This window comes from Sphingobacterium sp. UBA3519, from assembly GCF_002377215.1.
GTDB classification, from domain to species: domain Bacteria; phylum Bacteroidota; class Bacteroidia; order Sphingobacteriales; family Sphingobacteriaceae; genus Sphingobacterium; species Sphingobacterium multivorum.
In genome coordinates this window covers 1-6190 of record NZ_DFPI01000034.1, presented here as the reverse complement: position 1 = coordinate 6190, position 6190 = coordinate 1, and the positions used below count along the sequence as shown (strand labels likewise).

The following is a 6190-nucleotide window of genomic DNA, read 5'->3' as shown; positions in this document are numbered from 1 at the left end:
AAATTTATTTAGGACACATATGCTGAGCAATAGCAGTTTGCTGTGTTCGTTTCAGAACTGGAGATTTATTATGCTTCCAACGCTATTTCATTTTAATATTTTTAACTATATATAAATTATTACATATTTAAAAGAATTCTAAACAACATTCACAGTCTGTTTTCCAATTCTTTGATCCGTTTTTCCTGTTCCACAATTCTTTTTTCCTGACATTCGGCGCGTTCTGTTGCCCGAATAAGATGCAAGGTGAGCTCTTCTATCTTTTGCAATAAATCAATCTGTAGATTGCCGACATTGACACCTTCTTTCTCCATCTGTTTAGCACTCGGGATCCCTGGCAAATGTTTATTTTCCTGAATAAACATTTTCACTGAATCAAGATCAGGGAGCTGGTAATCTGGCTCAAATACAAAGTCGGCCGTTTTTTGGGTATTCACGCGAATTTCATGTGCTCTCGCTGTTCCGACAATATCCAATCTATATTCGGGACTGGTAGTACCTATTCCTATTCGTTCGTCGTTAAAATGTCGGTAACTACGCGCTATATCGGTAGGCCCTTCAACTGGATCACTAACATAAAGCTCCGATTGGATTACTGAAACGGAATTTTCGTGCAAAAGCTGCATTTTAACTTTTATCCCTAAATCATTCCCATTATTATTCAGATGGTATATCGGAATACGTGAATTATACGCATCATACTCACCTATAGCCCAGTAAGATGCTAATGGCTCGGAGGCCTGCGTAATTTCGCCGCGCTGGTCGAGGTATTCTCCAGGTACACCATTATAAACAATATCGATGCGCTTATTCAGTATTCCCCGATTAGGTTGGTAATTATAACCGCCAGCCAACTGAATTTCGATTACACCAACTATGTAGGTATTTTTCGGAATATTTAAATAAGCTACCTGATTATTGCTTCCATGCGGAAAAGCAACTTTAAAAGATTTTTCGAGAAAATGTTGAGCCTGTACATTAATCGATATTACAACTATCGTAACGAGCATGAAGAGTCTAAATAGCATAGTCAAAATTTAAAAAAATGTAAAAATTATTGAAAAAGTAAAAAATATCAGAGCTCATTTCGAGCGCTTCAAGTTATCAAGCTCTTCGCTGAGCGATATTACGTGCAAGGTCAGCTCTTCTATTTTTTGTAAGAGAATTTTATTCATTTCTCCAATTGCCAACCCCTGATCCGCTACAATATGAGCCTTAGGTACGCCCGGCAAGTGCTTGTTCAACTTAATAAATTCTTTGGTATCAGTTAAACTTGGCAATAAATAATCCTCTTCGAAAACATAATCGGGCCAGTTATTGACTTCGACTTTTATCTCCTTTGCACGTATTTTTCCATTAACTTCAAGCTTTTCTGTCGGTACACGCGTACCGATACCGATATTTCCGGCGAAATAATTATTACCCGCCCCAAGTACCGACAGATGGCCACTTAAATTCATGCCATTAGACTGGACGTACTCATCAATCTCGGTCTTGAATGTATGCGCGGCACCGTTCTCTTGCTGATAAGGCAACTGATGTTGCACATTATCAAATACTCTTGGACTTTGTGGAAAATTTGACGTAAAATGATAGGTCGTCATACCCTTTAGCCAAATGACAAAATCACGGTTATTACTAGAGATTGTTGCATCATGATAGCCCGCTATAAAAGGAGCGATTTCATCTAGATCATGACGTCGCTGATAAATAGTGGCCTCAATAAAATGCGAACCATGTCCCCACATCATCGTATGTATCCTGAAGTTGGCCATTATAGATCCATTCCAAAGAAAATCTTCATGAGTACTTGATCTTCCGATCTGAATCTCGGTTGGCTGATTCGATTCCCAACCATTATCCTTGAAAACAACAGGATAGTACTTATCGTTTTCGCCATTGACAACAAAACTGCCATTGCTACTTTGTCCAAATGCGAATTGAACGGCGCTTAAAATTAAAGCGAATAAAAAAAATTTCATAAATAAAATTATAAGATATCAGGTTAATCTAGATTAGTTGCGAAATATTGATTCCAGACGTTCAAGTCTCGCTGTGTTCTCTTTCAGGAGATCTCGGCATTCCTTTAGCTCTAGATCTTTTTCAATGAGGTAAAGTGTTAATTCCTCTACTTTCTTCATCAAAATTTCATTAACCTGCCCCACAGATATGCCTTCTTTTTCAAGAAGCTGAGCTTTGGGAACATCAGGAAGATGACCATGAACTGAAATAAAGCGGGCAACATCTTGGAGTGGTTTCAATTCATAAGCAGGATTAAATACGTAATCAGGCCAATTCGATGTTTGTACCTTAATTTCATGAGCTCGAATACTTCCGTTAACAGAGAGGAGTTCTTGTGGTGCTATAGTGCCTATCCCAACATTTCCATTAGGAAGAATCGTCATTTTTGTTGAGGAATTGGTCATGACACTCACAGGATGATCTGAAGCTGTTCCCAATACTCCTCCCGCAGGAGCCCCATAATACCCCGTATTGTGCGACCAGACACCCGTTGTTATTTGACTCGAACTCACGATTGATTTTGCGTGAAACTCTCCCTTTACCTGAAGTACGCGGTTCCAACCTTCACTATTTTCAACCTCTGTTGTACCTATACCAATATTGCCGTCAGGGCGAAAAACCATATAAGCATTATACCAATCTTGTCCAATGAAGGAATAGCTTTGTGTACTTATACCATTATTCGCGCTACCCATGGTACCAAACATAATAAACTGTTTACTTCGGTCATGGTTGGATATGCTATACCCTCTCGACCATCCACCTGTCAGACCGGGAAAATTAATCTTTAGATTGATACCGAAAATAGGATCTCCCAATCCGATACCAATATTGGGATCAGAGGACTGCGCAAAAACAAAACATGGAAGAATAGCCATAACGGCTATAAGAATTTTTCTTTTCATATAAAAAATAAAAAAACGACTAAAATACAATTAACATAAAAATTTCTTAAACGAACAATCAAAAGCATGGACAATTTCCACGAAATAGACTTAATTACAAAATCTTGCAAGAAAAATAGATTAAAATAGTTAACAATGATAGCGACTATCGATACACATATCGCCATAATTTTCGCAAAAGTAACAAAATATCACCACCTTAATGTTAAAAGAATCAAATAAAACTATATTTACAAAAAAATTAATGTCATGAAAGTATTTAAAACTGTATTATTGCCCATTTTGCTTTTTATTTTCAATACAAATGGAAATTGTCAAGATCTGGCAATTAAAACAAAAATTTTAGAAGGCTTTACTTCTTCAACTGATCAAGCGTATGAATTTAAGTTATTCGATATTGGCTACAATAGCTTTCACTGGCAAGCTGCCTCGAGTATCATCGTTGAAGTTTTTCAACAGGCCTATTCACCTGCTTACGCCAAATATGTTATTAATCTGGGATATGGGTTCGGGGTAAATTATGGAAACATGCAGCTTCTTCAAGTGGAAAATTACGGAAACCATCTATTTAGTGTCTCTTTCGGTCATGAGTCGGATTTAAACACATCCCATTTCGGTTATCCCAACAAAAGAATGCCTGTTCTCTTAAAGGTAAAACCCTACATTCAATGTAGTATAAAGGTAACTTACACCCATAATGAAGTAACGAATTTGTCGAGCCTTCATGAAATTTCATTCCCAGCTACACAATCGGGCTCGCCTACCGCAGATTTTCCCATTCAAATGATGGTAAACACACCGCTTTGGACGACAAGCAACTTGCGTGTAGAAGGCGACGACAATCATTATATTATGGAAGGTAATTTGGGAATCGGCACAAAAAAACCTCAGGAAAAGCTCTCCGTTAGTGGAAAGATACTTGCACATGAAATACGGGTCACTACAGCAGCAAATGACTGGCCTGACTACGTATTTCATAAAGATTATAATTTAAGTCCTTTGAAAGATATCGAAGCCTTTATTTTGCAAAATGGGCATTTACCTGAGGTACCCAGTACAGCTGAAGCTCGGGAAAACGGAATTTCTTTGGGAGAAATCAATAAAGTACTTCTGAAAAAAATAGAGGAATTAACGCTTTATGCGATTGAGGCAAAAAAACAGCTTGATGATCAAAGTACCGAAATCAAGAAGCTTAAAAACAGATTACCGAAATAGGATTCTTTCCAACATACTATTAGCTACAGTAATGTTTCGACAAAACCTATCATTCACAAAAAAAGGTGCTTACTTTTCATCTCGATCATATAAGCACCTTTAAACATGGCGTAAACCTTTAACTTACTTAGACTCCAGCTTCAGTACTCTTTTTTCCAGGTTTTCAATCTGTTTGTTCTTTTCGATAAGATGCAAAGTAAGTTCCTCAATTTTTTTTAGTAAAACCGTATTCATTTCGCCCAGTGCAATGCCTTCTGATTCGGCGATATTTGCCTTGGGAACATCCGGAAGATGACCGTTTTCAGCAATAAACCTTTCGGTAGCATCTAAACTCACCAACTTGTAATCAGGCTCAAAAACATAGTCGGGCCAATTAGATGTTTCCACTTTAATTTCCTGTGCCCTAATCGATCCGTTTACAGCAAGCTTTTCACCGGAAGAATTAACAGTACCAATAAGTAAATTCCCATTTCGGTCCAACCGCATACGTTCATAATTACTATGTGTATTAAACGTTAAATATCCGCCTGTTTGACCGTCACCCCGAAAAAAGTTGATTGAGCTATTTACAGAACCGTAGAACGAATGCTCTAGGGAAAAACTCTTTAAGCCAGACTGTGGGTTATTTTGTGTATCGAAACCTCTTACACCAAGGTACGTCCCATCACCAATCATGTTACCTTCTGGCAATCTACCGAAAACAGCTCCCAATTCTCCATACGAGATATTTGCGGCCATATCAAAAAAAGCCCTGGGCTGTAAGGTATGTATCCCAACTTTTGTACCATTGTTGGAGAAGGTATTTTCTTGTCCATATGTTTGCGTCGCACAGATAACACAAACAAAAAATGCGAATTGCTTTATTAACATAATACTTACTTATTTTTTAAAATTTCGTCAATTTGATTCTGGAGTGATAAAATGTACAATGTCAACTCTTCATTCTTTTTAAGGAGTTTATTGATCATCTCCCCTAAATGTACACCATCTTTTTCGACCGCATCGGCCTTAGGCATATCAGGTAGATGCTTATTTATTTTCACATAGTTTTCCAGTTCTTTGAGTGGTAACAAATTGTAATCTTTATCAAACACATAATCAGGCCAATTCGTCGCCTCAACTTTAATTTCATGTGCGCGAATACTTCCATTTACAGCTAGTTTCTCTTTCGGTGTTGCTGTACCAATACCAACATTACCAAGCTCATTATACCTAAGCAAGAGATTGTCGTAGGCCTGTGCTGATTCAGGGTGAATAAAAAATAACTCTGAAAGCCCTAACAGATTGTCATTTTGAACCGTCTCATAAAAAGTATATCTAATTTTGCCAACTGACATTCCCGGAAGACCGATGATGAAATACCCCTGATCATGGTTGTTAATATCGGCAATGGTTACCCAATTATTATTCCATTGATCATACACCTCAATTTTGAATTTTTTGGCGGCATAATAGCGTGTACTCCACCCGATCTAAGCGCTGCGTTGTGTATGTTTATCTGGTAAATTTTCAATCAAGATAACATATGGATTATTGGGATTTATTCCAACATTGGTATAAACAGCATCCATCCTACCATCAAAAAGAGATTCCATAGGCAATTGTGCACTTCCAGACTGCGTGACAGGATAAAATTGATTCGCATAAAAGAGCATATTCTTCTCCAGAGATGCGACCGTTCCATTTGATGGAGAAATTACTTGCTCCTGTTGAGCAAATATACTTTGGCTAAAAATAAAAAAGTACATTAGTGCGGCCAACTTGTTCATATCTATCATTATTTATCAGTATTTTTTATTTAAACGACCACGATCACTATCATCCGAAACCTTCTGTGTTTCGTAATAAACCTTAACTTTTAATCTAAAAAAAATCGACTTAACGCAGGTTAAAATATGATCGAAGCATTCATAACTACAAATTTATTGATTTACAAATACACTACAATATTATTCTAAAATAAATTAAAATAATATTTTTTCGAATTAATAACAAAAGCCATCATGTAACTTCAGCAAACAAAAAATCATATGTGTCCTAAATAAATT

Annotated in this window: 7 protein-coding genes; 1 reads left to right on the top strand and 6 read right to left on the bottom strand. The window is 37.0% G+C overall.

Features of this window, described 5'->3' with window-relative positions; genetic code table 11:
• Window positions 1–149 precede the first annotated feature (149 nt).
• From B3297_RS21910 to B3297_RS21900, 3 genes are read right to left on the bottom strand one after another with little or no spacing between them, the layout of a single operon-like run.
• On the bottom strand, window positions 150–1028 hold the full coding sequence (locus B3297_RS21910; protein WP_286779511.1) for a hypothetical protein: 879 nt from the start codon (window positions 1026–1028) through the stop codon (window positions 150–152).
• A gap of 54 nt (window positions 1029–1082) precedes the next feature.
• The gene (locus B3297_RS21905; RefSeq protein WP_286779510.1) at window positions 1083–1982 is read right to left on the bottom strand and encodes a tail fiber protein; all 900 of its coding nucleotides are present in this window, start codon (window positions 1980–1982) and stop codon (window positions 1083–1085) included.
• Window positions 1983–2015: 33 nt separating this feature from the next.
• Entirely contained in the window at window positions 2016–2927 is a 912-nt protein-coding gene (locus B3297_RS21900; RefSeq protein WP_286779509.1) for a hypothetical protein, read from the bottom strand.
• 249 nt (window positions 2928–3176) lie between these two features.
• On the opposite strand from B3297_RS21900, the gene B3297_RS21895 reads away from it, so the two are divergent.
• The gene (locus B3297_RS21895; RefSeq protein WP_286779508.1) at window positions 3177–4142 is read left to right on the top strand and encodes a hypothetical protein; all 966 of its coding nucleotides are present in this window, start codon (window positions 3177–3179) and stop codon (window positions 4140–4142) included.
• Window positions 4143–4265: 123 nt separating this feature from the next.
• Here B3297_RS21895 and B3297_RS21890 read toward each other — a convergent pair whose 3' ends face one another.
• From B3297_RS21890 to B3297_RS21880, 3 genes are read right to left on the bottom strand one after another with little or no spacing between them, the layout of a single operon-like run.
• Window positions 4266–5012, bottom strand: a complete 747-nt coding sequence (locus B3297_RS21890; protein WP_286779507.1) for a hypothetical protein — start codon at window positions 5010–5012, stop codon at window positions 4266–4268.
• 5 nt (window positions 5013–5017) lie between these two features.
• Window positions 5018–5566: a hypothetical protein gene (locus tag B3297_RS21885; protein WP_286779506.1), complete on the bottom strand. Its 549-nt coding sequence runs from the start codon at window positions 5564–5566 to the stop codon at window positions 5018–5020.
• 48 nt (window positions 5567–5614) lie between these two features.
• Complete coding sequence (locus B3297_RS21880) at window positions 5615–5911, bottom strand: hypothetical protein (RefSeq protein ID WP_286779505.1); 297 nt, start codon at window positions 5909–5911, stop codon at window positions 5615–5617.
• Window positions 5912–6190 lie beyond the last annotated feature (279 nt).

Excerpts from the sequence above, each read along its gene's own strand:
- B3297_RS21910 (WP_286779511.1), bottom strand. The coding sequence starts at position 1,028 with ATGCTATTTAGACTCTTCATGCTCGTTACGATAGTTGTAATATCGATT.
- B3297_RS21905 (WP_286779510.1), bottom strand. The coding sequence starts at position 1,982 with ATGAAATTTTTTTTATTCGCTTTAATTTTAAGCGCCGTTCAATTCGCA.
- B3297_RS21900 (WP_286779509.1), bottom strand. The coding sequence starts at position 2,927 with ATGAAAAGAAAAATTCTTATAGCCGTTATGGCTATTCTTCCATGTTTT.
- B3297_RS21895 (WP_286779508.1), top strand. The coding sequence starts at position 3,177 with ATGAAAGTATTTAAAACTGTATTATTGCCCATTTTGCTTTTTATTTTC.
- B3297_RS21890 (WP_286779507.1), bottom strand. The coding sequence starts at position 5,012 with ATGTTAATAAAGCAATTCGCATTTTTTGTTTGTGTTATCTGTGCGACG.
- B3297_RS21880 (WP_286779505.1), bottom strand. The coding sequence starts at position 5,911 with ATGAACAAGTTGGCCGCACTAATGTACTTTTTTATTTTTAGCCAAAGT.